Origin of the sequence: Streptomyces sp. NPDC008313 (assembly GCF_042956125.1) — a bacterium.
Classification (GTDB): Bacteria; Actinomycetota; Actinomycetes; order Streptomycetales; family Streptomycetaceae; genus Streptomyces.
This window is the reverse complement of sequence record NZ_JBIBFR010000008.1, coordinates 56,813-82,976: the sequence shown is the minus strand read 5'-3', so window position 1 is coordinate 82,976 and position 26,164 is coordinate 56,813. Positions and strand designations below refer to the sequence as shown.

The following is a 26,164-nucleotide window of genomic DNA, read 5'->3' as shown; positions in this document are numbered from 1 at the left end:
CGAGCAGGAGCGGAGACGCGCTCACGGCCGTGCGGACATCCCCCTCGCCGAGAGTGGCCGTGATGCGCGAACGACGCGCACCGCGTTTCTCGGAGGTGCTCCCATGCGCCCAGTCCCCGAACCCGGCGAGCGTGAGGGTTCCCCCCGCTCCGCCGTCGGATTCCCGGCTGCCGCACAGCCTGCGGCGGCGCTCGGCACTCCTCGCCGCCGGCGCGACCGCCCTGGTCACCCTGGTCACCCTCGGGAGCGTCCTCGTGGCCCGCGGAGCCGTGGACGACGCGGCGTCCACCGCTGGCGTCGACAGCGGGCCCGGCGGGCGGCCGGGCACGTCCCTCACCGCGTCGCTGCCCTGGCCGGACGAAGGTCAGGCGGCCGTCCTGGTCGAGGGGTTCGGGCCGCGCGGTGCCCCGAGCGTCCACGGACCACGGCGGCCGGTACCGATCGCCAGCGTCACCAAGGTGATGACGGCGTACGTGGTCCTGCGCGACCACCCCCTGCGCGGCGACGCGTCCGGCCCCCTGGTCACCGTCGACGAGCAGGCCGCGAACGAGTCCTTCTCCGGCGCGGAGTCCACCGTCGAGGTGCGGCGGGGACAGCGACTGAGCCAACGACGCCTGCTGGAACTGATGCTCGTGCCCTCCGGCAACAACATCGCCCGGTTGCTGGCCCGTTGGGACGCCGGGTTGCAGAAGGCGTTCGTCGCCAGGATGAACCGCGCCGCCGAGGACCTCGGCATGGACCACACCACGTACACGGGAGCCAGCGGTATCGAGCCCACCACCACGAGTACGGCCGCGGACCAGTTGAAGCTGGCGCGGCAGGTCATGCGCGACGACGTCTTCCGGTCCGTCGTCTCCTTGCCACGCACCGCCGCCGCAGTGGGTTCCGGTACGATTCCCAACAGCAACGAACTGCTGAACACACCGGGCGTGACGGGGATCAAGACCGGTTCCAGCACCCCGGCCGGGGGCGCGCTGATGTGGGCGGTCGACGCTGCGGACCGGAGCGGCCGACGGCATCTCGCCCTCGGCGTGGTGCTGCACCAAAGCGCGGGCACCGGCCCGCAGCAGGGCCTGCGAACCGTCTTCGACGCCGGCCGCGCACTCGTCGAGAGGGTCCGGCAGCAGGTGTCCGCGGCCGATCCCGCCACGACGTCCGGCATCCCTTCCGAAACCCGGTGAGACGACTTTGGCCCCTGTCCTCGACGCTTCGCCCGCCCCGCCCAAACCCGCTCGGCCCCGACGGCCGCGTCGTCACCCCGGCATCTGGCGCCGGGGGCGGATCGCCGCACTCCTCGCGCCGTTGGCCACGCTCGTGATGCTGGGGCATGCCCGGATCCCCGACCGGGTCGGTCACCTCGGCAGTCTCACCGAGGCCTTCCTGCCCTGGACGGGCCTGGTCGTACCGCTGCTCCTCGTGTGTGCCGCGATCCGACGCTCCGCGACCGCCGCCGCGGCCGTACTGCTGCCCACCCTCGTGTGGGGCGCACTCTACGGCGGGACACTCACCGACAAGCAGGCGAGCGGCGGCGACCTGACCGTGGTGACGCACAACGTCAACGAGCACAATCCGCACCCGGCGCACACCGCCCGCGCCCTGGCCGCCTCCGACACCGACGTGTTGGCCCTGGAGGAGCTGGGCGACCCGTCCGTGTACGAGAAGGTGCTGGCCGCCGACTACCCGTACCACTCGGTGCGGGACACGGTGGGCCTGTGGAGCCGCTTTCCGCTCACCGACACCCGTACCGTCGGCATCGCCCCCTGGCCGCGCGCCCTGCGCGCCACGGTCCGCACCCCCAAGGGGCCGGTCGCCGTGTACGTCGCGCACCTCCTGTCCGTCCGGTTCAGCCCCACGGCGGGCTTCGGCACCGCCGCTCGCGACCGCGCCGCCGGCCGTCTGGCGACGGCCCTGCGTGCCGAACCGCTCCCCCGCGTCCTGCTCGTGGGCGACCTCAACGGCACCACGGACGACGGGGCCCTATCCGCCCTCACCTCCGCGACGCACTCGGCCCAGGAAGCGGCCGGAGCCGGATTCGGGCTGACCTGGCCGGCTGCGTTCCCGCTGGCCCGGATCGACCACATCCTCCTGCGCGGTGTGGAGGCGCGATCGGCCTGGACCCTCCCGGCCACCGGCAGCGACCACCTGCCGGTGGCGGCGTCCGTGCGGCTGTAGGTCCTGTCGGCAGTTACCCGCTTGCCCCCTCGGCAACATCCCCGACGGCGGCGGCCACAAGGTGCTGGGCCGCCAGGCAGGCCGCAAGAAGCGGTCCGGCGCCGGCTACAGCTACCTGCACACCGCCGTCGACGACCACTCCCGCCTCGCCCACAGCGAGATCCACGCGGACGAGAAGAAGGAGACCGCCACGGGCTTCTGGCAGCGGCCGGGATCGCCCATGAACGCACCCGGCCCTACCGCCCGCAGACCAACGGCAAGGTCGAAGGGGCGCTCTCGAGGCCGGCCGCATTGTGCACCCCGACCGCGGCAGCGAATACACGTCGAACGAACATGCTGTCCGACATCAGGGGGGAACCTCCAAGGCCGGGTAGTTAGCGTTTTCGCAGGTCACGCAAGGGGGTTGAAGAATCCCTGACACCAAGCAACGGAGCTCGTTGGTACAGGCAGTCGTCCAAGACAGCTTGTCCCGCAAGGAGCTCCGTTGCCTGTTCATTGTGTCTCGCCGTCGGCGCTGACGGCCATCACCCGTACGGTGACTGTGGCCGTGGGCCGGTTCGCTCCCGGGCATCTGGGAGAACTGACGCCGGTCATGCCGTTCGAGCTGGTCGACGCTGTCTTGTCTGAAACCCGGACCGTGCAGAGGCGGTTGCGTGATCTGCCCTCGCGGGTCGGCGTCTACTTCCTCCTGGCGATGTGCCTGTTCCCCGAGGTCGGCTACCGGTTGGTCTGGGACAAGCTGACCGCCGGTCTGTCGGGGATGCCGATCGTCTGCCCGAGTGCGAAGGCACTACGTGACCTGCGCCGCAGACTCGGCAGCGCACCGGTGCGGGCGTTGTTCGAGGTGCTGGCCGGGCCGTTGGCCCAGCCGGCCACGCCGGGGGTACGGTTCGGCCCGTATCGGACGGTGTCGTTCGACGGCTGCAGCTCGATCAAGGTGCCTGACAGTGAGCGCAACCGGGGCTGGCTGGGGCGGTGCCCGCACGGCGGTTATCCCCAGGTCGAGCTGATGACGCTGGTCGAGACCGGTACCCGGGCCGTGATCGGGGCGGTTTTCGGTCCCACCCGGGAGGGCGAGACCTCGTACGCCACCAGGCTGTTGCATCATCTGGGCCCCGAGATGCTGGTGCTGTGGGACCGGGGCTTCGACAGCAACGACTTCCTCACCGCCGCGCACGCCACCGGCGCACAGGTCCTGGGCCGCATCCGCCAGCGCCGCCGCCCACCAGTCCTTCAAACTCTCGCCGACTCCTCCTATCTCTCGGTCATCGGCGGCGTCCCGGTGCGCATCATCGAAGCCCAGGTGAGTATCACCTGCACCGATGGCAGCAACTTCGAAGGCTCCTACCGTCTGGTGACCACGCTGCTGGATGCCCGCCGTTACCCCGCCGACCGCCTCGTGCACCTCTATCACGAGCGCTGGGAGCACGAGAGCGCCTACTACGCACTCCGCCACACCATCCTGCACGCACGAGTCCTGCGCTCGCACGATCCGGCCGGAGTCGAGCAGGAGATGTGGGCCCTGCTCACTCTCTACCAGCTCCTGCGCCGCACAATGGTCGAGGCGGCGGAGTCCAAGCCGGGCACCGATCCCGACCGCTGCGGCTTCACCATTGCCTTCCAGACCGCCCCGCGACCTGCTGGTATGTGCGCAAGGAGTCTTCGAGCAGGGCATCGGCGAGATCGGCCGCCGAGTCCTGTTGACACTGGCGCCCGCACGGCGAAACCGCGTCAGCACCCGCAAGGTGAAGTCACCCATCTCCCGCTACGCGGAACGGAAACTGGACGGCCGCCCCGACGGCAGCAAGGTCGTGACCTCGACGACGATCACGCTTCTGCCGCCCCCACCGCCACAGCCCACACTGCCCGCGACAACCGACCGGGAGAACACCGGCAACCGCATGGCACGTGTCCTGACCATCCTGCAGGCAGAACCCGAACGGCTCTGGCGCTCAAGAGAGATCGCCGAACTCCTCGGTGACGTCACCCTCGTCGCCACCTACCGACAACTCGCCCGCTGGACCGAGAGAGGAATGATCAAGAGAGTCCGCACGGGCCGCTACGCGGCAATCACACAGAGGCCGACCCCCTTGCATGACCTGCGAAAACGCTAACTACCCGGCCTTGGGGAAACTTCACTCCCGGCGTGGTTGCTGTCTCCGTACGGCCACGCTCCTTGGGCAGGCTCCTGAGCAGCTGGATAGACACGTGATGCCGCCAGAGCACGGCGACGCTTGCGGACAGACCACGTTGCGAACGCTGCCCCGCTGATGAGCACGCCACCGCCAACACCCAGGAGAATCAACGAGGCTGCACTGTCTCCGCTGCCGGAGTTCGTCGACGCGGCTGGTGCCGCGCCCTCTTGCTTCGATGAAGCGGAGGCTGACGCCTCTGGCGTCCTGGCCGCGGCGTACTCGAAGTCCGGCAGTGGGTACACGTGGACGGGACCGGCGTCGCCGGGGTCCGTCAGTGCGATGCGGGGGCGTACCGCGCCGTAGCCGAGGTAGTCCGTGCGCTCCTTACCGCTCTTGGGTTTGCTCGCCGTGGCGAGCATGACCCGCAGGACCTGGTTGTTCGTCCAACTGGGGTGCTTGGACCAGATCAGGGCGGCGGATGCGGAGGCGATGGCCGTGGCGTCGCTGGTGCCGTGGGTCTTGCACAGTTCCGTGCCGCCGAGACAGGCGGCGACCATGTCCTCCCCCGGTGCGACCAGGTCGACCTGGGGGCCGTGCTGGGACTCCTTCGTCGCCTTGACGTTTCTGCCGATCGCTCCGACACCGACGACACCGGGCGTGGCCGCCGGGTACTGCAGCTCGTTGAGTCCACTGCCGGTGTTGCCCACCCCTGCGAAGATCAGCTTGCCCTTGGACAGTGCGTAGGCGACGGACTCGGTCAGCTCCTGTGAATTGTCGGCGCTCGCTTGCGAGATGTTGATGACCTGGGCGCCCGAATCGGCCGCGTACCGGATGGCCTTGGCCATGTAGGTGGGGTAGTCGTCCGGGTTGCCGTCGCTACGGCTCTGCTCGATGAAGTCCGGGATGCGGATCGGGAGGATCTTCGCTCCTGGGGCCAGGCCGTAGGAACCCGTCGCTCGGCCTTTGGCTCCGGTGCCGGCGATGAGGACGGCCATGCTGGTGCCGTGGCCGTCGTAGTCCGAGTGTTCGTCCCCGGGGTGATTGGAGAAGTCCTTGCCCGCCACGACCCGGCCGCGCAGGTCGGGGATGTTGTCCTGGACGCCGGTGTCGATCACGGCGACCGTGATGCCCTTGCCCGTGCTGGTCTTCCACATCTGCTCGGCCTGCATGGCGTCCAGGTGCCACTGCTGGCCGCGGACGGTGTCTGCGTACGCGGGCGTCACGGTGACGCCCGCCAGCAGGACGCTGGCGACGGCCGCCATGACCCGGCCGTACCGTAGGGCCTGCTTGCTGCGGGTGGGCATGGTCATCCTTCTTGTCCTGCGTGTCGGTCGGGCCCGCTGGGTGGACGTTGTGCGCTCGGTCGGCCTCCCTCGTCCTCGGCCGTCGGATTCGCGCGATTGCGCGACCGCTCGTCATGGGCGGAGCGGTCACCACCGTACGGGGCACGGGCGACGGCGGAGGCACCGCGGGCTTGTCCGCCGCTCTGCGGCTGTGCGTCGCCTGCGCCCGTTCCTCGTACGAGTCCGGCACCCCCTGAGGTGAACCCTGCCCGTCCGCGCTGTCGGGGTGTCCTGGGTTGACCACCGACGATCCCACCGGACTGCGCGGGCAGGCGGGCGCTCTTCGACGCGCCTTCAGGGCTTTTCGTGGGGCTGTTACCGCGGGGCGATGTGGTGCCAAGGCCGGATCCTCCCGGCGCGGTGCCACGACCGATGGGAGGCTGCTGCTGACTCGGGCTGCCGATAACTGTGCCGCGTGGAATCGCACCAGCAGATCGTCCGCTCGCTGGCGAGACGGGGCGGCCGCCAATGATGCCGTTGGCACCTCTGGCCGCGCCGGGAACGGCCGACTCACGACCTGGGACTGGCTGACTACCGGACATGCCGGGGCCGAAGGGGCTGGTGAGACCGTGCCCGGGTACGCGTGAACCTCCCGACGTGCCCGAGCCGGACGGCGTGGGGAGGGCGCCCCGGCCTCCGTACACGGAGTGCTGCCCGCCTGTCCGAGGAACCGACGGAGGCACTGCTCCGCCCCCGAACGCAGGCGGAAGCCACCCGGTCGTCGGCTGTGTCCTGCCGTCCGGACTGCTTGGTCCCGGAGGCGCCACCGAGGGTACAGAAAGAACTGCGGGGTCAGACGGAAGGGTTCCTACACTGTCGATCGCCGTGTTCGTCGTGTCCGAGTGGAGGGGCGGCAACACATCCGGCCCACCGGTCGGGCCCGCCAAGTGGTGCGACGTGGACGCTTTCGGTGCTGAACCTGCCGCGCCCACAACGGAGTCGGCACCCGCCTCCCCTCCATGAGCGTCCGGTCCTGCAACCGCCCCTTGGTCGCCCCCACCGCTGGTGGTGGGAGCAGCGATGTGTGTTCCACTATCAATACTGGTCGGCACGAACTGCTTCGGCAGTTCCGGAAACTCGGGCGCCTCCAGCGTGTCGATCTGTTCCGTCGAGGCGGTGTACGACTGGGCCAGTTTCATCATCAGCCGGGCCGCCTCGGCGCTGTCATCGGCGAACGAGGTCTTGGCCTTCTCCACCGCGGCATCCGAGGGACCGCCGTCGTGGTTGCCGATGTCCGTTGCCTTCGCCGCGTGCGCGTCGAGCACCGATCGCGCGGTGGCACTCTGATTCCGCAGGATCTCCAACTGGGGCCTGACCTCGTGAAGCGTATCCCCCGCGTGGCCCAGCCACTTGCCAGCGCTCGCGCTGAAATCGCCCAGGTCCAGGGTGGCCAGCGCGGCCTGGTGGATCCACTTCCGGAACGCCTCGCCGCCCTCGCCCTCCCACTCGACCGCCAGGCTGTGGGTTCGCAGATCCGTGCCGATTTCCCCGATCGTCTTCGCGGCCTGGGTCAGCAGAACGCCGAGCTCCGTGGCCGTCGCACCGTCCGCCCCCTCCACCATGGACCACAGCTGTTCAGGATCCTGGCTCAGGAACCGGGACTCATTCATGGAACCGGCCCGCCTTCCCCATCACGGTCGTGGTGCCGCCGTTCCTTGCCGACAAAGGCATCACAGACCTCCGGCCTCCGCGTCCATCGGCTGGGAACCCTGTTGGTCACCGTTCGGCCTTCCCGCCCCGCCGCTGGTGCGGTTCTCCGCACCCGGCCCGGGCCTGTCGGCGAGCAGTTCGTCGGCCTCGACCCGGATCCGGCTCAGGCGGTCGCGAATGTCATCGTCGAGATCGTGATAGCCAGCCTTCGAGGCATCGACCGTGACGACCAGTCCCTCGATCTGCAACGCCAGCATCTTGGACAGCTTCTCCAGTTGGGAGTGCACTCGGGTGTAGGCGGCGTGCAGCGCGTCGGCCTCGTCGAAGTTCCCCAGACGCCCCGTAGGCAGAGCGCCGTCCGCGATCCTGCGTGGCGCGGCCTTCGACTCCTCCAGCTGAGTCAACAGGTCATCCACCCTCGTCTTGAAGGCAGTCAGCGTCTCGCCCTCAACACGCAGAACCTGCGCCGCGGCGGCACCAGTACCCCCGAAGGGCCCGATACCCGAAGCCGCGATCACTCCCACAGCCGCTCCCAGGGCAACGGTGGTTGCCTGCGGATCTCCCGTGCTGTCGACCGCCACCACGCCCCTCCCCGCTCAGTGAGCACCTCGGGGCACTCACTGACAGTGCCCCTGACATCCCCGTCTGTAATAGAAGCAACTCCCGCAAGATAGCTGTGATCTTGTGTCTTCGCGGAACTCTGTTACCACCACGGCATGAGGCTGGCTGAAAGCCGACTCCGCCGCACGTTCGGCCACTCCACTGCTGCCACGTCCCGCCTGCTGCAGGGCGGCACCTTGACGAAGACGGGCTGTCGCCGTGCGCAGAGGTCGTTCTGTGAATGTCCGATGCATGACGGTGGCTCGGCTGTCCGCCCAACCGGGCTGTGTCGCAGTTTCACCCCGTTGTGGCCACTGTGACAGCCGGGCAAGTCCGTTGGCATGAGTAGGAGTACTCAGTCGCTCTGGCGATCGCACGGATACAGTGCGTTGCGACCACAAGATAACGTCCGCAACAGCAGGCTCAGGCAGCGCCGTGGAGGCGTACACGGGGAGGGATCGCTGGTGGCGTGGGACGAGTGGGAACAGATCAAGGCCGCGGCGGCCGAGCGCCACTCCACCCAGATGCAGCTCAACCAGTTGCCGGCTGATCAGGGCGGCAGCACTCCCACACGTGGGGCGAAGCCAGGATCGGATGGCGGCTCGGGCACCCTGCGGCACTCGAACGGGCCATGGACCCACGCGGCAGGCACAGCGGACGACCTGAAGATCAGCACCGAGTCCACGAGGAAGAGCCTGCAGTCCGGCCATACGGGCGTGTCGACGGGGGCTGAGGGTCTGGCGAGCCTGGGTGCGTTGAAGACGGTACTCACCTCCTGGGAGAAGCGGCTGGAGGCGGTACGGGACGAGTGCGAGTCGCTGGAGCCCAAACTGCGCGCCGTCGCCAAGGACATGGGCGAGCACGACAGTGCCGTTGCCGCCAAGGCGCGCGCTGTGCACGTCTCAGACGGGAGCAAGGGCTAGTGACCTCGGCGTTGACCTGGCAGCAGTTGCGGGACCTGAAGCTCTCGGAACTGGACGACGCGGCCGACGGATGAGCCAAGGTTTCGCACCACGCGGATGCCTCGGCCGAACGCGTGGATGCCGATATGGCCGGCAAGTTATCCAAGACACAGAAAAGCGAGTCGGCGAGGGCGGCCATCCGGCGGCTGCAGCGACTGAGCCGCAACTACCACTACATCCACGCCGAGTGCGGACTGATCCGCTCCTCGATAAACGGTCTTGCCTCCGAACTCGGTGCCCCTCAGCGGCGGCTGAAGGAAGCACTGGACGACGCCACCGCCCTGTCGTACACGGTGAACGAGGACGGCAGCATCGGGTACCCCGCCGGCGGCAAGAACGAGATGACCGGGGAGAAGATCCCCGGCGGCTCGGCAGTGGGCAACAACGGCATGCTCACTCCGGGCAACAACGGGCTGTACCCACCGAGCGACAAGGGGCTGTACACGCCCGGCACCGGTCCCGGAACACCCGGCCTGATCAACCCCAACCCTAACCACGCCAAGGCGCAGGACATCGCCGACCGCATCGCCCATGCCCTGCGTGAGGCCCGGGAGATCGACGAACGTTACCGGCAGGCGCTGAGCAAGCTCAAGGCAGGCCCCGGGCTGAAGGTCGACGCGAAGACCTGGGCCGACGCTGCCGCCGACGTCAAGGCCGTGGGCGAGGCTGCAACGGAATACCTGAAGGGCGACATCCCTCTCGACAAGTCCCCCGCCGCCCGCAAGGACTGGTGGGACCACCTCACGCAGGAGCAGCGGGAGGAGTACCTGGCGGTCTACCCGGACGTGATCGGGAACCTGGACGGTATCCCGGCGACCGTGCGCGACGAGGCCAACCGGGAGAACATCCAGCTCCTCATCGGCAAACTCTCGGGGCAGGATGACGAGGAGTCGAAGACGATGCTGGACGGGCTGAAGGGGATTCAGGAGAAACTACAGGAACCAAGCGTGCCCCCGATGTATCTCCTTGGTATCGGAGACGAAGGCAACGGCCGTGCGATCGTTTCCTATGGGAATCCCGACACGGCGAAGAACGTTTCGGCTTATGTCCCTGGGCTCTCAACGAAGCTGGATGGTGAGTTCGTCGGCGGCACGATGAAACGAGCCCAGGACACTGCTCTTGGCGCCAGGGAAGCCGACCCTCACAGCTCAACCGCGTCGATCGTCTGGCTCGGTTACGACGCACCCCAGGTCTCTCCCACGGACCTCGCCGCCAACACGGACGTCATGTTCAGGGAAAATGCCGAAGCCGGAGCACCGGCATACAACAGCTTCATGGCAGGAATCTCGGCGACGAACGAGAACGAGGATCCGCACATCACGGCCATTGGGCACTCATACGGTTCCCTCACCGTCGGCCTGGCAGCTCAGGAGAAGGGCGGGGTCCCCGGAGCCGACGACATCATCCTTGTCGGTAGCCCCGGCACTGGCGCAAAGACCGCCGACGACTTGAACGTCGGCAAGCACCATGTATTCGTCGGCGCGGCAGACAACGACATCGTCACCAAGCTACCTAATCACAATGAGGCCAGTGGCATGGGAGCCGGGGCTGCCGGTGGCGGATCAGCAGGTCTTGTATTGGGATTGGGGATGGGCGGCCCCATAGGTGGAGTCGTTGGTGGTGCAGCCGGTACTGTCGTGGGTGGCGTCGCCGGCTATATGGCTCAGGACCAGCAGACGGATCCCAGTCAGATCTGGTTCGGAACCGATCCGGCGAACAAGGCGTTCGGAGCCACACGCTTCTTGGTCGACGATGGCCCTCCTGTGACCGAGGGTGGGTTTGACGCACACTCGCACTATTTCACCCCCACAAAGGATCAGATGTCAGCCGATAATATTGCCAAAATCGTGGTTGGGAAGTCCGACGAAATCGTCTTGGAGCAGCCGCGATGAGAGGCGTCAGCGTAACGCTCCTGGTAGGAATGCTGCTTTTGACAGGATGCGGAACTTCGGAGCAGTCGACTGAAGGGAAGCCGAAGATGAACATGCAAGAAGCGGCGGAACACGCCGACAAAATGCTGGACGGGACTTTCGCCGCCATCAAGCCCGCCGTCCACTGGACCCACGGGGAGACCACCGAGGGCAGCTGTGATGTGTCGCGGCGTCGGGCAGTGATGACCATCATCTCCCCGGAACGCAGGGGTAGCTTCCTCGGGGTGGTTGAGCGCTATTGGAAGGCCGAGGGGTACCGGCAGCTTGGTGTTAATCGAAGCACCAAGAGCCCTGCGACGTACTTCGAGACACCCGACCAGTTCCGTGTGCGTCTCCTCATCGGAGGCAACGGCCAAGCGTTCTTCGAGGTAGCTACACCGTGTGTCACCAAGTCCTCGGTGTCACCGCCGACAGCGGAGACGGTCGGCCCCAATTACGCGGGTGGATCGATCCCGGACCCCAACGTCCGATCGGATTTCTGGTCATCAACCACCCCGATCCCCTCTGCGTCGCCGAGCGAGAAGAACTGAGCGTACAGCGCACAGTCACTTCGTATGTGTCCTCGTCAGACGCCCGCGCTCAGCAACACCTCAGTGAGGCGGTCGGCGGCATCCGGGCGCCCCAATGACCGGGCCCGCTCCGCCATATGCGTGCGCTGCTCAGGTGAAGTGAGGATCGGGTCGACCGCCGCACGAAGGCTCTCCAGGGTCACCGCGTCCTTCACCAGGGCGACCGCGGCGCCCGCCTGCTGGAGGTGGAGGGCGTTGTGCTCCTGCTCGTTGCCGGCCGATGTAGCGAGCGGGATGAGGACGGACGGCTTGCCGAGGGCGGTGAGCTCGGCGATGGTGCAGGCGCCCCCGCAGAAGATGACGACGTCTGCCAGCGCCAGTACGTCGGGAAGGTCCGGGCCGACGAAGTCCGTGACCAGGTAGCGGGGCCGGACCTCGGCCGGGAGCTGGGCCGCGTGCTGGCGCGACTCCTCGATGGAAGTGGCACCACACTGGTGGATGACGTTGGCCTGGGTGAGCAACCAGGGCAGGATCGCGCGGATGACGGTGTTGATCTGGGCCGAGCCCTGGGCGCCGCCGTTGTGTTCACGCTCTGGCGACGCCGGCCTCCAGACCGCTCTCGATGCCCACCCACAGCACGTCCAGGCCGATGCCGAGGCGGCCGAGGCGGGCGCTCGTGGTGCGGATGGCTGTGAGCGCGGGGTAGGTGTGCGCCGCCGGTGATGATCAGCCGGAAGGGCCGGCCCAGGGCGGCGAGACGGCGGTCGAGGTCTGCGCTGGTCACGTCGTGGGGCTTCCCGTTCCGGCGGGCGCCGGGGCCGTGCCCGGGCCTGGGGATATCCGGACTTGGCGGACGATATCGGGCAGCCGGACCTTCGCGAGGAGCCGTCCGACACCCTACGGAGTGGTCCCGAACCGGCCGTAATTCGTGCGCAGGGTGCGCGGCTGGTCGCCTGTGAAGAGGAACTCTTGTATCCCTGCCTCGCGTGCAGGAAGCATCGTAGATCGCGGATGTGCTCGCGGTGCCGCGCGGCTGCTCCATGGGGTCCGCCCCATCGAGCCGGTGAGATCACGGTAGGAGCGACGTGGCTCCAACATGGGGACCGAGGCAAAGAAGCACGACCAGGATGACGGTCACGGCCAGGGGTCCCAGCAGTGCGAATCGGGCGGAACGGGCGAGGCGATTGATGCCAGGGGCGAAGTACAGGGGAGTCAGCACAGCCGAAGTAATGCCAACCTGGATCACGGTCACTTTAGCGGACGGAACCACTGACGTCAGCGGCTGCATCCACGCGACGGACAGCACAGCCATGAGAAGGGTGGGGCCGAACGTGATCAGCGTCGCCCAGCTCCAGAAGAACAGGGCGAGGTAACGGCAGGCCGGCCAGTCGGCCAGGTCGCGGGGTTTGACGTTCCGTGTGACGTTCACGGGTCCAGCCTGTGGTCGGCCACCGGATAGCGACATGAGTGCGACTACTCATCAGGGGCTCGCCAACTACTCATAGAGGTGCCGCGTCACCATCAAACAGCTGTCAACCGCCAGGGCAATCAGCCCAGACCCGCCACGGGGAGTCTGTCCCCAGGCGCGGAACCTTCGGCGCAGGTGGTTCGTAGGCGTAGCCCTTGTCGCCGTGGAGCTATGAAGTTTCCCTGGGGAACCTCACTCCTGGCTTACCCTCGGGCCATGAGCGAACACCCGGAAGTAACTGTCGCGCCCGTCCAGGCCTTCGAACCCCCTTACTACGTTGCCGTCTTCACCACGGTCAGCAGCGAGGAACAGGACGGCTACGCCGAGACCAGCGCGCGTATGCAAGAGCTGGTGCAGGAGGTCCCCGGATTCCTGGGGATGGATCACGCGGGTACCCCCGGCGGGCTGTCCGTCACCGCCGCGTACTTCCGCGACGCCGATGCCCTCACCGAGTGGCGCGGCAACGCCGAGCACCGTGAGGCGCAGAAGCGCGGCCGTGCCGAGTGGTACCAGAGCTACACGCTGCACATCGCCAAGGTGGAGAGGAGTCACGCGTTCACACGCGCGGAGGCCACGCTGGCTCCGGAAGCGGGCTGAGCGGCCGCCCGGGCGCCGGCCGGCCGGTGCCGCGCGACCGGTGCTGTGTAGAACCGTCGCGGGCGCGGACGGTGCCGGCCCATTGCCGGTCCGCCCGGTCTCGTCCACCGTGTACGCGTGTGTGCGTGCGTGCGTCTGGCTAGGACCGCGGGGCTCGGGCGCCCGCCGGTGCCTCCGGTTCGGCGAGGTCGCTCCTCGACGCCGGAGAGCCTCGATTCGGGAGCCAAGGGCACCATGATCTCGCCGGCCAGCTCGTGCTCGGCCAGTCCGCGCTCCCGGCCGGTGTCGGACCGGTCGGTCTCGCACTCCCATCTGCCCTTGAGGTTCAGCCGGCGATCACGGCGGAACTGCCGCTCGTCCCCTCAGCAGGAGGAGGAGTCGAGCAGCCACCACTTACTCAGTGACATAAGAGGGCAGAAAATATAATCTGACCACACTCACCCCACGGGGTCCCCGTGCCGCTCCGTCGGCGGGATCACGGTGCCGAGTGGAGTATCGGACGAGGTGAGCGGCGCGAGGCACATCCCGGGAGGTATCCCATGCCCAGAGGTGACTCCGTCTCCGCCGTGCTCGAGCGGTTGGGCAGGTCGCTGCTGACCCATGAGACCGGCCCGGTGGGGGAGACCCAGGTCTTCGAGCACGTCACGATCCTCTCCGCGATCGACGACGTGCCGATTCCCGCACGGGCTCTGGTCCTGGGCGTCGGTGTCCATGGGCCGCGTGGCATCGTGGAGCTGCTGGAGCGGATCAGCGACGCGGGCGCCAGCGTCCTGGTCGTCCGTGGCCCGGCCGAGATCGACGCCGAGGTCCACGCACGAGCGATGAAAGGGTCCGTCACCGTCCTGAGCCTCGTCGGCGGGGCGTCGTGGCTGCACCTCGCGGCGCTGCTGCAGCCACAGTCGACCGACGGGGACGACAGATGGGCGGCGGTGGGAACCGCCGACACCGAGCTCGATCTGTTCAAGATCGCCAACAGCCTGTCGGGGCTGCTCGACGCTCCTGTGACGATCGAGGACCGCGACTCGCGCATTCTCGCCTTCTCGGCCGATCAGGCACGGGCCGACGAGGCCCGCAAGGCGAGCGTGCTCGGCCAGCAGGTGCCGAACCTCTACCAGGCGCACCTGACAGATCTGGGCATATTCCACAAGCTGTACACGTCCGCCCGGCCGCTCTTCGTCGAACCGTTCATGCTCGACGCCCAGTCGCGTGTGGCGATGCGCGTGTCCGCCGGTGACGAACTCCTGGGGTCGATCTGGGCCATCTCCGAGGAACCCCTGTCCCCGGTGCACGAGGAAGCGATGATGGAGGCCGCCCACGTGGCCGCCATCGCGATGCTGCGCTCACGTATCGCCGCCGACGCCGTGCACAGGATGCGGCTCGCGACGGTCGCCGCTCTGCTCCAGGGGGGACAACCCGCGTGGCAGGCGTCCCAGAAACTGAACACCCCGCGCGCCGTCACCGGCGGCTACGTCCTGGCGGCGGGTCTGACCCACGACGGGCCGGTGCCACTGACCGCGACGGCCGGTCTGGATCACGTCGCCAATTCCCTCATGATGCTCTTGCGCGGGGAACTGCCGAGCACCGTCTGCGCACTGCTCGGTGACACCATCTACGGGGTCGTACCGACGTACGCGGACGAGACCGTGGATCTGTCCGCGGTTCGCCGCCTCGCGACCGGGTTCGTGCAACGCCTCGGCCGCGACTGGCAGGGGCTGGTGATCGGCATCGGCGCGCCCGTCGGTCACCTCACCGACCTGAACCGGTCACGCGACGACGCGGACCTCGTACTGCGGGTACTGCGTTCCTCCGCGGGAGCGCGGACGCCGTCGCTCCGCCTGGCGACGCGAGAGGATGTGTACGGCCGATCCCTCGTACTCCGTCTCTCCGATCTCCTCGTCGGCGACGCGCCCGGCTACACAGGGCCTCTGGACAGGCTGCGGGAGTACGACCGGGCGCACGACGCGGCACTTCTGGAGACCCTTCGCTGCTGGCTCGACAACTTCGGCGACATCTCCGCGGCATCGGAGGACCTGCATGTGCACAAGAATACGTTGCGGTATCGACTCAAACGCATAACGGAAGTCACGAGAGTGGACCTGAGTGACGCCGAAATGCGCTTCGAGCTCATGCTCCAGTTCCGCCTTGATTCCTGATCATTCCGACAGGATTCCAAGACGCCCAGCGCCTTTTCGACAGCGGAGAGCGAAAACGAACCCCGGCTCCGGTCCGTCCGTCTTCCGGCGTCGGCTCCCCTCTGTACGCACCTGGTACCAAGGGCTAAACAAAGCCGCTCAGCTTTGGCCGATCAGACCAGACCCGGTGGGCTCCGCCCGAGGGATGATGCTGCACCACAGCTCGGACCACCGCCAAGGACCGGGCCGCGGGTTGCCCTTCAGGAGGAACTCAGGATGACGACCAGTACGATCGCGCGTCGCGGTCACATCCGCATTTGTGCGGCACTTGCGACGTCAATGCTCACCTTCCCCATTCTGGTCGGATGCGCCGATCAAGGCACAACGACCGGCGCCACTTCGTCCTCGGGAGACTCGCATGGCATGACGGTGCAATTCATCAATCCGTTGCCCAGTTATCCGACGTGGCAGCAGATCGGGAACTGCATGAAGGACGAGGCGAAGAAACTCGATGTAGAGCTCACCGAAAGCGGTCCGACCGGCCAGGCATTGGACGCGCCCGCGATGATCAAGCAGGTGAGACAGGCAACGGCGAACAAGAAGGACGCGATCATCACGTTCCCGTCCAGCACCGGCTTCACCCAGGTCCTCAAGCAGGCCCAGCACGCGGGCGTGGTGACCGGAACCATCTACGGTCCCGGCGGCAAGGAGTTCGGGGCCGACTACAACGTCGCTCCGGACTTCTCGGCGATCGGCGAGAAGCTGGTGAACGCGGTCTCGGCCCTGCCCGGACAGCACGTGCTCGGGCTCGTCGCGGCGGCCAACACCGGACTCGGCAAGTCGTGGATGGACGGGGTCAAGGCCGCGGCCGCGAAGACCGACAACGTCACCATCGCGGGCGCGGTGTACACGGGCGACGACGCGGCGAAGGCGCTTCCACAGGTCAACGGGCTTCTGACGGCGCATCCCGACGTCACCGAGATCGTCACCCACATGGGCACCGTGACCCCGGGCGCGACGGCCGCGATCAAGTCCCACGGACGTGTGGGCAAGACCTTCCTGCTCGCCGGTGGCCACGACAACGGCGGGTCCAAGGCCATCAAGGAGGGCACGGCGAACCTGATCCTGCTCCAGGACGTGTGCACGCTCGGGAAGCAGTTGCTCGACGCAGTCGTCAACATCAAACAGGGCAAGCCGGCGCCCGAGGTCCCCATCAAGCTCAAGGTCGTCGGCAAGGACCAGCTGGAGGAGCTTCTCCGCGAGGGATGGGTCTGATGAGTGCCCCCGCGCTGCGCCTGCGCGGCATCCGGAAGTACTTCGGTTCCGTGTCGGCGCTCGAGAACGTCCACTTCGACGCCTACGCCGGCGAGGTGCACGCCATCGTCGGCGACAACGGGGCGGGAAAGTCCACGACGATCAAGATCGTCACGGGCATTCACCGGGCCGACGAGGGCGAAGTGCTGGTCAACGGCGAAGAGCTGCGACACGTCCGGTCAGCGGCCGACGCCCAGGGGCACGGCATCGCCGTGGTGTACCAGGACCTCGCTCTCGTCGAGTGTCTCGACATCGCGCACAACATGGCGCTCGGCAACCTGCCGCGCAAGTTCGGCATCGTGCTCGACCGCCGCCGCATGGAGAAGGAGGCGTCTCAGGTCCTCAAGGACCTCAAGGTGCGCGTCGGAAACGTGCGTACTCCCGTCGGGTTGCTGTCCGGCGGTCAGCGGCAGGTCGTCGCGGTCGCCCGCGCCGTCCGGCTGAACAAGCCGATCATGCTGCTCGACGAGCCGACAGCCGCCCTCGGCGTCCAGGAGACCGCTCATGTCGGCGAGATCATCGACGAACTCCGGGCGTCCGGGAAGGCCGTCATCATCGTCAGCCACGACCTGGACTTCGTCTTCACCCACGCCGACCGGGTGACAGTCCTCCGGCTCGGCAGGACTGTCGGCACCCGGCGGGTCGCCGACGTGGGCCGCGAGGAGATCGTCGGCATGATCACCGGCGCGATCCCACCCGACCGACCGGACGCCTCGGACGACCCGGGCGACAACGACAAGGTGGCGTGATGGCCGTGACCACGAAAACCCCGCCCACCAGGAACCAGGGCACCACTCAGGCACCTGAGCGGACCAGCGTGCTGACGAAGGTTCTGGTGCGGCAGGAGACCACGCTGATGCTCGTCATCGTGGTGATCGGAGCCTTCGCCGCGTCCCGGTCCGATCTGTTCCTCTCCCAGAGCAACCTGACCGAGATCCTGCGCAGCAGCGTCATCTACTTCGTCATGGCCTGTGGCGCCGCGCTCCTCATCATCGGCGGTGGTCTGGACTTCTCGGCCGGTGCCGTGTTCACCCTGGGCGCGCTGTTGACCTGCAAAATGCTCGTCGACGGAGTCCCCTGGCCGCTGGCGATCCTCATCGGCCTGGCGGTCTGCTGCGCGTTCGGGGTGGTGAACTTCCTGGTGATCACCTACCTCCACGTGCCGCCGATCATCGCGACGCTGGGAACGTTCTACATGCTCACGGGCCTCAACAACCTGGTGACGGACGGCTCCGACATCATTCCGATCCCGCACAGCTTCCAGCAGATCGCCCAGGGCAGCGTCTTCGGCCTGTCGAGCGACGTGGTCATCGCCGTCGCCGTGGGCGTCCTGTTCTGGTTCCTGCTGGAGCGCACCCAGTTCGGAGTCAAGGTCCGCGCCCTCGGCGGCAACCGCCAGGCCGCGGTCGGAAACGGACTCCGAGTGATCCGGCTCGACGTGACGCTGTACGTGATCGCCGCGGGGACGGCTGCTCTCGCGGGCATCATCTACTCCGCCCAGGTCGGCGCCGGGCAGGTCACCGCCGGTGGCACGTCCACCACCCTCAACGCGATCACCGCGGTGCTCATCGGGGGCGTCAGCCTGATGGGGGGCATGGGCACCGTCCAGGGCATCGCCGTCGGCGCCGTCCTCCTGTCGCTCATCGACAACGCGCTGGTGCTCACGAACATCCCGCCGCAGTACAACAGCATCGTGATCGGCGCGATCCTGGTCAGCGCGGTAGCGGTCGACCACCTCCGCCGAGCGCGCATCTACCGCAAGAGGTAGCCGCCGGCCGAAGAACACTTCGAGCGAGGCGTCCCTCAGCCCGCCGCGAAGTGAGTGGCTCGCCGTCCACGGCTGCGCGAGCCACAAGCCGACGCCGTCCGGACGATCCGCGACGGCACGGAGCCCGACAGCACGGTCCGACCTGGAGAAGCGACGTGAACAGCATTCCCATCGATCCCGACGTCATCAGTCTCTTCGACGAGCTGGGACCACCCGCCTCCGTCGCCGCCGCGGACCTGACCGGGGAGGAGCTCCGCCAGGGGATGCGCGACGCGAACGCCGTCTTCACCCGTGGCGCCGAACCCATCGCGGTGCACCGCGTCACCGACGAGTCCGTTCAGGGACGTGGCGGGAAGATCCCTGTGCGTGTGTACAGCCCCGAGACGCCCACCTCGGTCATCGTGTACCTGCACGGCGGCGCCTGGATCGGGGGTGACATCGACACCCACGACCTCGTCACGCGTCGGCTCAGCCGCGACACGGGAGCCGTCGTGGTGTCGGTCGACTACCGGATGCTGCCCGAGCACCCCTTCCCCGCGCCGTTCGACGACGCCTACGACGCGGTCGTCTGGGCCCGGTCCCTGCACCCCGGACTGCCGTTCCTCGTCGCCGGTGACAGCGCGGGCGGCACCCTGTCGGCATGCGTCGCGCTGCGGGCGCGGGACGAGGACGGTCCTCGCATCGACGGTCAGGTGCTGGTGTATCCCGGCATCGACGACAACCTCGACACGCCCAGCATGCACGCGTTTCGCGACAGCTCGCCTACCAGCGTCGAAAACCTCCGGTTCTTCTTCCAGCAGTACGCCTCCAACGAAGCGGCGCTCGGCTCGCCGTACGCCCTGCCCGGGCGTGCGACGTCACTGGCCGGACTGCCCCCCGCGATCGTCGCCATCGCCGGGCACGACCTGCTGCGGTCGGCGGAGGAGGACTACGCACGACGGCTCCAGGGCGACGGAGTGCCCGTGACGGTTCAGCTCGACCCCGAACTCGTGCACGCGTGGATCGAGTTCGCGCCACGTGTGCCGGCGGCCGACCGGGCGTTCACCCGCCTCACCGACGCGGTCAACGAGCTCGTCGGCCGAGTATCCCTCCCGATATAGCACGCAGGCCCCGTCGACGTCCGTCGGGCGGCGAGAGGTGTCACCAGGCCGATGCCCCTTGCCGCCCGACGCCGGAGACGTCACGTGTCCGGGCCACCCGTGCCGGCCGCAGCCGAGCCGTCCCGGACAGCTGCTCCCGGAGATGTGTCCGCGTGGCGCCGTGTCGTCCCGAGCCGGCCGCCGGGAAGTCCCGGCCCGCCATCTCCGGCACCAGAACCGACTCGTCGCCCTCCGCGGGAATCGGATCGTCACCCACAGGAGACGCCATGACCAGCGCACGCGTGCAGCTTCCGCGATGGACGGGAGGGTGGTCATGACCCACAGTCCCGCGACAGCCGGACAGTTGCTCCGCGGCATTCACGATGTCGGGCGCGATCTCCGCCGGGGCGGATACTCCCGTTTCGCCTACGGCGCCGCCGAACTCGATCTCCGGGAGTGGTTCGTCGCGGAGGCCGCACGGCGGTCGATGGATACGGAAACCGACAGAAACGGAGTCCTCTGGGCCTGGCTTCCCGGGCCCGGCGACTCCTGCGAGCAGGCGGTCGTGACGGGCAGCCATCTCGACTCGGTACCCGGTGGAGGTGAGTTCGACGGCCCGTTGGGGGTGGCGTCCGCGTTCGCCGCAGTCGATCTTCTGCGCGCGCGTGGATTCACGGCGGACCGGGCCCTGGCCATCGTGGCGTTCCCGGAGGAGGAAGGCGGACGTTTCGGCCAGGCGTGCCTGGGATCACAGCTGATGACCGGTGCCATGGATGCCGATCGCGCCCTTCGTCTCCGCGACGCCGACGGGATCTCGCTCGCCGAGGCGCTGGCCGGGGCCGGCATCGATCCGGCTCACGTCGGCCGCGACGACGAGGCGATCCGCCGCATCGGTGCGTTCGTCGAACTGCACGTGGAGCAGGGACGAGGACTCGTCGACCTCGGGGAGCCGGTTGCGATCGGGTCCTCGATCATCGGTCACGGACTGTGGCGACTGACGGTCGCGGGGCAGGGGAACCACGCCGGAGCCACCAGGATGACCGAACGCCGCGACCCCGTGGTCGCGGCCGGCGCCATCGTGGTGGCGGCACGTGACGCGGCGCGTGCGGTGAAGGACGCGCGGGTGACGGTGGGCCGGATCGAGCCCACCCCAGGGGGTACGAACGTCATCGCGTCGTGTGTTGATGTCTGGCTCGATGTCCGGCACCCGGACGATGCCGAGGTCGTGACGCTCGTCGCGGCCATCGCTGACCGGGCTCGCGTCGTCGCGGCGGCCGAGGGATGCGAGGTCACGCTCGTCGAGGAATCCTATGGCGGATCCGTCCGGTTCGATCGCCCGCTTCGCGACCGGCTCGCGGCGGTCCTGCCCGACGCACCGCATCTCGACGCGGGGGCGGGGCACGATGCGGGCGTGCTGGCGGGAGTTGTGCCCACAGCGATGCTCTTCACCAGGAATCCCACCGGGATCTCACATGCGCCGCAGGAGCAGGTGGAGGACGCCGACGCGCAGTCGGGTGCGGCGGCCCTGGCCGACGTACTGCAGGACCTGCTGCGCAGCGAATCCCCGCGTCGCGTGTGATTGCGCCTCGGTGCCGCGCCGGACGGAGCCCGTCACCGACGCCGGCGGGCCCGCTCCGCACCGGACCGCTCGGCAGCAAGTGCCTCGACCTCGTACGCAAGGACGGGCCGGGCGTCGAGCGCCGCCATCGTCCTGCCCCCTGGCGCCGAGGCACCTTCGTCCAGCCGCCACCGTGATGCCCGTCGCGCCGCCGAATTCCGACCCGAGGCACACGACGTGTACCGGTGTTGTCAGTTCGCCCAACTCCGGCGCCGCAAGTTCTGCGCAACCGACAGGCCGCCCGGCCGATCCAGGCCAGATCATGGACACATGAATCATCGTATCCCGAGCGGCCGGCCCGAACGCGTCGCAGTGATCGGTGCCGGTATGGTCGGCCTTTCGACAGCCTGGTTTCTGCAGAACTTCGGGGTGGAAACATCTGTCTACGACCAGGGAGACGTCGGGTCCGGCTCGAGCTGGGGTAATGCGGGCTGGCTGACGCCCAGCATTGCGACGCCTCTGCCGGATCCTGCCGTACTCAAGTTCGGGATGCGGGCGGTTCTTGATCCTTCTTCACCTGTGTACGTCCCGGCTTCTGCCAATCCGAGAATCCTCCAGTTCCTCGTACAGTTCGCCAGGAACTGTACCCAGGCCCGTTGGGAGCGGGCGATGTCGGCCCTCGTCCCGCTCAATGAAGGCGCCCTTCGCGCGTTCGAGGAGATGGAGGCTCCGGAATCCGGCGTCCGCACGGAGGCAGCGGCACCACTCCTTGTCGCCTATCAGGACAAGAATGTGCGGGATGCTCTCATCAAGGAGTTCCGTCACATCGCGAAGTCGGGACAACAAGTGCGATACGACCTGCTCAGCGGAGAGGAGGCGCGTTCGATGGAACCGGCGCTTTCCCGTGAGGTCGTCGCGGCGATCCGCATCGATGGTCAACGCTTCCTGAATCCCGCTTCCTTCGTCAAGGCTCTGGCCGAGGTCGTCGAGCGCAGAGGAGCAGACATCCGGACCAAGTCCCGTGTCCGAGCAGTCGAACACGGCGGCCGGGGTGCCTGGATCGACGGTGAGCGGTTCGACGCCGTCGTGATCGCCACCGGTGCGCGGCTGCGGGAGCTGGCGCGCCCGCTGGGTGTCAAGCGCCTCGTCCAGGCGGGTCGTGGCTACAGCTTCACGGTCGCGGTCGACCACGTACCCAAAGGGCCTGTCTACTTCCCGGCCGAGCGCGTCGCCTGCAGCCCTGTCGACGGGCGGCTCAGGCTCGCCGGCATGATGGAGTTCCGCGCTGTCGACGCGCCTCTCGACAGACGTCGCATCGACGCGGTCAAGAACGCCGCGGCCCCGCTCCTGTCGGGCGCGAACCTGGAGGACCGACAGGACGAATGGGTGGGCTCCCGTCCATGTACCGCCGACGGGCTGCCGCTCGTCGGTCGGACTCGCAGCCCTCACATATTCGTCGCAGGCGGGCACGGCATGTGGGGTATCACCCTGGGCCCGGTGACCGGCAAGCTGATCGCCGAGCAGATCGTGTCCGGCCGGACGCCCGCGGCACTGCGCGCTGTCGACCCACTTCGCTGACCGGAAACACCCTGAGCTCGTCGGGAGACACCCTGTTATGGCCGCGCACACACACGCCGACGGACCGAGGAGCGCCGGCGACGGCGTGACGTACGACACCGTGATTCTGGGGGGCCGGGTCATCGACCCCGACAGCGGCCTGGACGACATACGCAACGTCGGCATCATCGGTGACCGGATCGCCGCCGTCTCCGAGGCGGACCTCGAAGGCCTGAGGCGGATCGACGCCCGCGGGCTGGTGGTCGCTCCCGGATTCATCGACCTGCACAGCCATGGACAAGCGATCGGCGAATGCCGGCTGCAGGCTCTCGACGGCGTCACCACGGCTCTCGAGCTCGAGGCGGGCGTCGCACCCGTCTCGGTCGCGTACAGCAGGGCCGCCGCGGAGGGCCGCCCCGTCAATTACGGATACTCGGCCTCCTGGGCCTCCCTGCGCAGGCATGTGCTCGTCGGCGCACCGCTGTCGGGGGGAGCGGAGGGGCCCCTCGACCACCTCGGATCAGACGCGTGGCGCGCGCCCGCCTCACCTGCCCAGACCGCCACGATGCTGCGCATGCTGGAGCAGGAACTCGGCGACGGAGCACTGGGGATCGGCGTTCTTCTGGGGTATGCCCCCGCGACGGATCCAGCGGAGTTCGTCGAAGTCGCGAGGCTCGCGGCAGCGGCCGGAGTGCCGACGTTCACCCACGCGCGGCCACTCGTCGAACAGGATCCCGGAGTCGTCATCGACGGCGCCGAGGAGCTGACGAGGGTGGCCGGGCAGACCGCCGCGCACATGCACTACTGCCACATCAACTCCACGTCGACGCGCCACCTGGACAGAGTGCAGGCGCTGGTCGAGGCGGTGCGCGCCGAGGGCGCCAAGGTGACCAGTGAGGCCTATCCCTACGGCTCCGGCATGACCTCGATCGGATCCGACTACTTCCGCCCCGACCGGCTTCACGTCCTCGGTGCGACGGGGACGCCTCGGGACGTGGTCTACGCCCGGACCGGAGAGACGGTCGCCTCGGTCGACCGGCTGCTCGAACTGAGAGCGGCCGACCCGTCGGGGCTGGCGTTCATCAAGTCGTTCGACGAGGACAGTTCCGCGGACCGCGTCGCGCGCATCTGCGCCCTGCCCGGCGCGGTCATGGCCTCCGACGCCGTCCCCTTCGTCGTCGAGGACGGTCACCGCTACGACCCCATGCAGTGGCCGCCACCGGATTTCGTCCGGACGCACCCGCGCGGCGTCGGCACCTACGGCCGCACCCTGAGGGTCGCGGTGCGCGAAACGGGCGTCCTGTCGCTTCCCGAAGCGATCGCCAAGTGCACCGTGCAGCCGGCGCGAATCATGGAGGAGACCTCACCCGCCATGCGGCACAAGGGCAGGATCCAGCCCGGTCGCGACGCGGACATCGTCGTCTTCGACGCGGAACGCGTCACTGACAACGCGACCTACCGGCATACGACGCGTCCCTCGACCGGATTCGCCCATGTGCTCGTCAACGGCGAGTCCGTCGTCAGTGACGGCAGGTTGCGAGAATCTGCTCTGCCCGGGCGGCCGGTAAGAGCGTCACGGTGAGGACGACGTCACTCCCGTTCGGACTTTCCCAGCACCGGACCAACCGAAGGAGCGCCTGTGCAGGTCGCGATCGTTCTCTATCCAGGGTTCACCTCGCTGGACGTCATCGGCCCGTACGAGGTTCTGGGCCGCCTGCCGGACACCGAGGTCGTCTTCGTCGCCGAGCGTCCCGGCATCGTCCGCAACGACCTGCGAGGCCTGTCGGTCGACGTCGCCGCTAGCCTCTCCGACGTGCCGGACCCCGATGTGGTGCTCATCGGCGGGGGCCCCGGGCAGACGGAGCAGATGTCCGACGGGGATCTCCACGAATGGCTGCGAACGGTCGACCGGACCTCCGCGTGGACGACCTCCGTCTGCACGGGGTCGTTGATCCTCGCCGCCGCTGGAGTCCTCGACGGCCGTCGGGCGACGTCCCACTGGGCCGCGCTCGAGCAGCTCCGCGAGTTCGGTGTGACACCGTCGGACGAGCGTGTCGTCATCGACGGTCACTACGCGACCGCGGCAGGTGTCTCCGCGGGCATCGACATGGCTCTGAGACTGGCCGGCCTGCAGCTGGGCGACGACGTGGCGCAGACCGTCCAGCTCATCATCGAGTACGCACCGGAGCCTCCCTATGACGCGGGATCCCTGGAGTCCGCTCCCGCGGACATCGTCAGGAGCGCGACAGAGAGACTGTCGAGGCGGTTCCCTCGGTAGCGGGCACCGAACCCCTCCGGAGCAGGCGGAGACTCAACTGCCCCTTCCCCGTGCCATGCGTACAGGAAGCGCATCGGGACTCCCTCCGCCCGTTCCGCCCGGCGGTGCGGGTGAACGTCTCATCCGCGTGCACCACCGAAGCGGCGGTGATCAGTGCGCGGACCGCCGACAGGAAGGCGTTCTGAAGCTAAGGACTGTCCCTCGACGACGGCGCGATGAACGCACGCGTAATTCCGCGACCCCGCGGCCAGGTCTACAAGTTCGGATGCAATTGTGTGGGAGAAGTGCATGATCTTGCATCGGGGAATATTCAAGGAGTAGGACGCATGGGCTTGTCAGTCTCCGATGTGCCGGACACCGGCATGGTGGCCGCCGGGCAAGGAGTTCACCCCGGGGACAGGACACCCAAGCTGGAGCCCGTGGCGATCGTCGGTATCGGGTGCCGTTTCCCCGGCGGCATCTCTGACCCGCGCGGCTTCTGGGACCTGCTCGTGTCCAAGACCGACGCGATCGTCGACGTGCCGCAGGACCGCTGGAACGCGGACGCCTTCTACGACGCCGATCCTGCGACACCGGGGCGGATGACCGTACGGCAGGGCGGCTTCCTGCAATCGCGCGTCGACCAGTTCGACGCCGGCTTCTTCGGTATGACGCCGAGGGAGGCCGCCGCGCTGGACCCCCAGCAGCGGCTGCTGCTCGAAGTCGCGTGGGAGGCGTTCGAGGACGCGGGGCTGGCGCCCGAGCAGACCGCCGGAACTGGCGTCGGAAGCTAATATCGGCGGCTTCACCTTCGACGCGGCGATGTCCCAACTCGACGGTAGCGAGCGCGACCTGATCAGTACGTCCACGCCGACGGGCGTCAGCATGACCATGCTGGCCGCGAGGTTGTCTTACGCCTTCGACTGGCACGGCCCTTCCCTGACGATGGACACCGCCTGCTCGTCCTCCCTGGTGGCGTTCCACCACGCCTGCGTCGCCGTGTCCCGCGGTGAGTGCGACATGGCGGTGGCCGGTGGGGTCAATGTAATGACCAATCCGGTCACCACGATGCTCATGTCGAAGGGGCAGTCCTCTCTCCCGACGCACGGTGCAAGTCCTTCGATCACCGCGC

At 68.1% G+C, this 26,164-nt stretch carries 21 protein-coding genes and 4 pseudogenes; 21 read left to right on the top strand and 4 right to left on the bottom strand.

The window, feature by feature from the left end; genetic code table 11:
* Positions 1-131: 131 nt before the first annotated feature.
* The 4 genes and pseudogenes from ACFY93_RS12830 to ACFY93_RS12815 all read left to right on the top strand — a co-directional run bounded on the left by ACFY93_RS12830 (position 132) and on the right by ACFY93_RS12815 (position 4,286).
* Complete coding sequence (locus ACFY93_RS12830) at positions 132-1,181, top strand: serine hydrolase (protein WP_391356993.1); 1,050 nt, start codon at positions 132-134, stop codon at positions 1,179-1,181.
* Positions 1,182-1,302: 121 nt separating this feature from the next.
* Positions 1,303-2,172, top strand: coding sequence for an endonuclease/exonuclease/phosphatase family protein (locus ACFY93_RS12825; RefSeq protein WP_391356991.1), 870 nt, complete (start codon positions 1,303-1,305; stop codon positions 2,170-2,172).
* A gap of 28 nt (positions 2,173-2,200) precedes the next feature.
* Positions 2,201-2,439: pseudogene (locus ACFY93_RS12820) on the top strand (IS481 family transposase); the annotation flags it as partial.
* A 217-nt stretch (positions 2,440-2,656) separates the two neighbouring features.
* Positions 2,657-4,286: pseudogene (locus ACFY93_RS12815) on the top strand (IS4 family transposase).
* On the opposite strand, the gene mycP reads toward ACFY93_RS12815, so the two are convergent.
* Positions 4,283-5,611: a type VII secretion-associated serine protease mycosin gene (gene mycP, locus ACFY93_RS12810; RefSeq protein ID WP_391356989.1), complete on the bottom strand. Its 1,329-nt coding sequence runs from the start codon at positions 5,609-5,611 to the stop codon at positions 4,283-4,285. The pseudogene ACFY93_RS12815 and the gene mycP overlap by 4 nt on opposite strands.
* Before the next feature lie 1,131 nt (positions 5,612-6,742).
* Here mycP and ACFY93_RS12805 point away from each other — a divergent pair.
* Positions 6,743-6,937, top strand: a complete 195-nt coding sequence (locus ACFY93_RS12805) for a hypothetical protein (RefSeq protein ID WP_391356986.1) — start codon at positions 6,743-6,745, stop codon at positions 6,935-6,937.
* A gap of 383 nt (positions 6,938-7,320) precedes the next feature.
* Here the strand turns inward: ACFY93_RS12805 and ACFY93_RS12800 are convergent, their stop codons facing one another.
* Positions 7,321-7,881 (bottom strand): hypothetical protein, encoded by a 561-nt coding sequence (locus tag ACFY93_RS12800; protein WP_391356984.1) that lies wholly within the window; start codon positions 7,879-7,881, stop codon positions 7,321-7,323.
* A 483-nt stretch (positions 7,882-8,364) separates the two neighbouring features.
* On the opposite strand from ACFY93_RS12800, the gene ACFY93_RS12795 reads away from it, so the two are divergent.
* The 3 genes from ACFY93_RS12795 to ACFY93_RS12785 all read left to right on the top strand — a co-directional run bounded on the left by ACFY93_RS12795 (position 8,365) and on the right by ACFY93_RS12785 (position 11,323).
* Entirely contained in the window at positions 8,365-8,823 is a 459-nt protein-coding gene (locus tag ACFY93_RS12795) for an amino acid ABC transporter permease (protein ID WP_391356982.1), read from the top strand.
* A 125-nt stretch (positions 8,824-8,948) separates the two neighbouring features.
* On the top strand, positions 8,949-10,754 hold the full coding sequence (locus tag ACFY93_RS12790) for an alpha/beta hydrolase (RefSeq protein ID WP_391356980.1): 1,806 nt from the start codon (positions 8,949-8,951) through the stop codon (positions 10,752-10,754).
* Complete coding sequence (locus ACFY93_RS12785) at positions 10,751-11,323, top strand: hypothetical protein (protein WP_391356978.1); 573 nt, start codon at positions 10,751-10,753, stop codon at positions 11,321-11,323. Before ACFY93_RS12790 ends, ACFY93_RS12785 begins: the two co-directional genes overlap by 4 nt.
* A gap of 35 nt (positions 11,324-11,358) precedes the next feature.
* Here ACFY93_RS12785 and ACFY93_RS12780 read toward each other — a convergent pair.
* Positions 11,359-11,880, bottom strand: a pseudogene (locus ACFY93_RS12780) (glycosyltransferase); the annotation flags it as partial.
* Between ACFY93_RS12780 and ACFY93_RS12775 the strand changes: the two are divergent.
* The gene (locus ACFY93_RS12775; RefSeq protein WP_391357383.1) at positions 11,816-12,025 is read left to right on the top strand and encodes a hypothetical protein; all 210 of its coding nucleotides are present in this window, start codon (positions 11,816-11,818) and stop codon (positions 12,023-12,025) included. The pseudogene ACFY93_RS12780 and the gene ACFY93_RS12775 overlap by 65 nt on opposite strands.
* Before the next feature lie 346 nt (positions 12,026-12,371).
* On the opposite strand, the gene ACFY93_RS12770 is transcribed toward ACFY93_RS12775, so the two are convergent.
* The gene (locus ACFY93_RS12770) at positions 12,372-12,731 is read right to left on the bottom strand and encodes a hypothetical protein (protein ID WP_391356976.1); all 360 of its coding nucleotides are present in this window, start codon (positions 12,729-12,731) and stop codon (positions 12,372-12,374) included.
* Positions 12,732-12,986: 255 nt separating this feature from the next.
* Here ACFY93_RS12770 and ACFY93_RS12765 point away from each other — a divergent pair, with 255 nt between their 5' ends.
* The 12 genes and pseudogenes from ACFY93_RS12765 to ACFY93_RS12710 form a co-directional block, all read left to right on the top strand.
* Positions 12,987-13,367, top strand: coding sequence for an antibiotic biosynthesis monooxygenase (locus tag ACFY93_RS12765; protein ID WP_391356974.1), 381 nt, complete (start codon positions 12,987-12,989; stop codon positions 13,365-13,367).
* A gap of 539 nt (positions 13,368-13,906) precedes the next feature.
* A complete protein-coding gene (locus ACFY93_RS12760) occupies positions 13,907-15,520 on the top strand; it encodes a helix-turn-helix domain-containing protein (RefSeq protein ID WP_391356973.1) in 1,614 nt (537 codons plus the stop codon).
* 402 nt (positions 15,521-15,922) lie between these two features.
* Positions 15,923-16,774, top strand: coding sequence for a substrate-binding domain-containing protein (locus ACFY93_RS12755; protein ID WP_391356971.1), 852 nt, complete (start codon positions 15,923-15,925; stop codon positions 16,772-16,774).
* Complete coding sequence (locus ACFY93_RS12750; protein WP_391356969.1) at positions 16,774-17,562, top strand: ATP-binding cassette domain-containing protein; 789 nt, start codon at positions 16,774-16,776, stop codon at positions 17,560-17,562. The genes ACFY93_RS12755 and ACFY93_RS12750 overlap by 1 nt, the downstream gene beginning before the upstream one ends.
* Before the next feature lie 5 nt (positions 17,563-17,567).
* Positions 17,568-18,581, top strand: a complete 1,014-nt coding sequence (locus ACFY93_RS12745; protein ID WP_391356966.1) for an ABC transporter permease — start codon at positions 17,568-17,570, stop codon at positions 18,579-18,581.
* 155 nt (positions 18,582-18,736) lie between these two features.
* Complete coding sequence (locus ACFY93_RS12740; RefSeq protein ID WP_391356964.1) at positions 18,737-19,681, top strand: alpha/beta hydrolase fold domain-containing protein; 945 nt, start codon at positions 18,737-18,739, stop codon at positions 19,679-19,681.
* 313 nt (positions 19,682-19,994) lie between these two features.
* Positions 19,995-21,239: an allantoate amidohydrolase gene (locus ACFY93_RS12735; RefSeq protein WP_391356962.1), complete on the top strand. Its 1,245-nt coding sequence runs from the start codon at positions 19,995-19,997 to the stop codon at positions 21,237-21,239.
* A gap of 309 nt (positions 21,240-21,548) precedes the next feature.
* Positions 21,549-22,796 (top strand): FAD-dependent oxidoreductase, encoded by a 1,248-nt coding sequence (locus tag ACFY93_RS12730; RefSeq protein ID WP_391356960.1) that lies wholly within the window; start codon positions 21,549-21,551, stop codon positions 22,794-22,796.
* An 85-nt stretch (positions 22,797-22,881) separates the two neighbouring features.
* Positions 22,882-24,357 carry an amidohydrolase family protein gene (locus ACFY93_RS12725; protein WP_391356958.1) on the top strand — a complete coding sequence of 492 codons (1,476 nt, stop codon included), beginning with the start codon at positions 22,882-22,884 and terminating at the stop codon, positions 24,355-24,357.
* A 57-nt stretch (positions 24,358-24,414) separates the two neighbouring features.
* Complete coding sequence (locus tag ACFY93_RS12720) at positions 24,415-25,053, top strand: DJ-1/PfpI family protein (protein WP_391356956.1); 639 nt, start codon at positions 24,415-24,417, stop codon at positions 25,051-25,053.
* A gap of 326 nt (positions 25,054-25,379) precedes the next feature.
* Positions 25,380-25,826, top strand: a complete 447-nt coding sequence (locus ACFY93_RS12715) for a beta-ketoacyl synthase N-terminal-like domain-containing protein (RefSeq protein WP_391356954.1) — start codon at positions 25,380-25,382, stop codon at positions 25,824-25,826.
* 28 nt (positions 25,827-25,854) lie between these two features.
* Positions 25,855-26,162 (top strand): annotated as a pseudogene (locus tag ACFY93_RS12710) (beta-ketoacyl synthase N-terminal-like domain-containing protein); the annotation flags it as partial.
* Between the last annotated feature and the right edge of the window lie 2 nt (positions 26,163-26,164).